Source organism: Candidatus Burkholderia verschuerenii, assembly GCF_001189365.1.
Classification (GTDB): Bacteria; Pseudomonadota; Gammaproteobacteria; order Burkholderiales; family Burkholderiaceae; genus Caballeronia; species Caballeronia verschuerenii.
Genome location: NZ_LFJJ01000377.1, coordinates 1 through 1,344 on the forward strand (window position 1 = coordinate 1; position 1,344 = coordinate 1,344).

Genomic DNA, 1,344 nt, shown 5'->3' on the forward strand with positions numbered 1-1,344 from the left:
TCGGCGAAGTTCCAAACTCCCAGGAAACCATTCAGATCAATATTGCTTCTGGGAGTTCTGGGAAACACGATCTTCCGGCGGCCCCTTGCCACCCTTGACTTCGACTAATTCTGAAGGGCCGACTAGCGATAGTCGTGTCCGTAGCCCTGGCCGACCGCGATCGACAGCGCCGACGACATGGTCTGATCGTACTGGTCCTTCATTTCCGCGAGACGCGTGATGGTGGTCGGATCGCGGCCGGACTCGGTGTCCTTCGCGAACGACATACGCTGCTCCCAGTGCTCGGCGACGCTCGGCATGAAGATCGCCGCGCCGGCGACCATCGCGCCCAGCAGTGCGGCGACGGCGAGCGTGCGCAGGCCGGCCGCGAACAGATGGCGGACCGACGGCGCGGCGAGCCAGGTCGCGTAGGCGAACAGCAGCACCGAGCCGACCAGCAGACTGCGAGTCACCGACAGCAATTCGATCACGATGGTCGCGAGGAACAGCAACACGGTGAACTTGGTGATGCGCCGCGCGATCACGAATTCATGCAGCAGCAGCGCCTGCAGCGACAAAAACTGCACGGACACGATGCGGAAGCGCACGTCGGCCAGACCGCCGCCGGACGTCGCGAGACCGAACACGAAGCTGAAGATCAGCGAGGCGATCATCGACCAGTACATGGCGCGTTCGATCTGCTCCAGACGCTGCGATTCCCACGGCCGGCAGCCGACGAAATAGCCGAGCAGCAACAGCAGGAACGGCAGGATCACGCGCATGTAGTTGCCCGAATCGTTGCCCTGCAGCACTTGCGTGGCGATGCTGCCGACTATCGTCAATAGCAGCAGAAAGGTGATCGTCGTGCGCAGCTTCGAGCGGCACGCGAAACGTGGCGCGATCAGCAGCAACGCGCACGATGCCCCGATCGCCGGTACGACGAGCAGGATTTGAATGGCCTTACTGGCGGTTTCCGCACCCTTGAAGTCGAAAGCGAGCGGAAAAATAAATAGCCAGATCCAGATGACGGCGAACTTGTTGCGCATGGCGTTCTCTTTAGATCGCAAAGTCCATCGATTATTCTTCGCGGCGCGTGGCCGCTGCATCCCGGAGACTTGACGTCGATTGTCGATTTTCTGACGTTTGACGACGCAATGCGTCGACTCCGGAAACCCCGTAATTTGTGGGTCGAATATATCAGCGGCTCGGCGGCCGTGACTTTCGCGCAGCGTATTCGGACTAGGTCCTGTTTACATTTAAGAGCGGCCCGAAGGCAGACACGATGGAGACAAAGGTGAGGTAGCTGTGGGCGAGTTTGTCATATCGAGTGGCGACGCGACGAAAATGCTTGATACGCTTAAAGAA

At 59.7% G+C, this 1,344-nt stretch carries 1 protein-coding gene and 1 pseudogene; both read right to left on the reverse strand.

Annotated features, from left to right (window positions below):
* Positions 1-122: 122 nt before the first annotated feature.
* Positions 123-1,025, reverse strand: a complete 903-nt coding sequence (locus BVER_RS29015; protein ID WP_198155487.1) for a hypothetical protein — start codon at positions 1,023-1,025, stop codon at positions 123-125.
* A gap of 193 nt (positions 1,026-1,218) precedes the next feature.
* A pseudogene (locus tag BVER_RS33130) lies at positions 1,219-1,344 on the reverse strand (IS5/IS1182 family transposase); the annotation flags it as partial.

What these genes read in the sequence shown, in the direction of transcription:
- BVER_RS29015 (WP_198155487.1), bottom strand. Translation starts at nt 1,025, where the DNA reads ATGCGCAACAAGTTCGCCGTCATCTGGATCTGGCTATTTATTTTTCCG.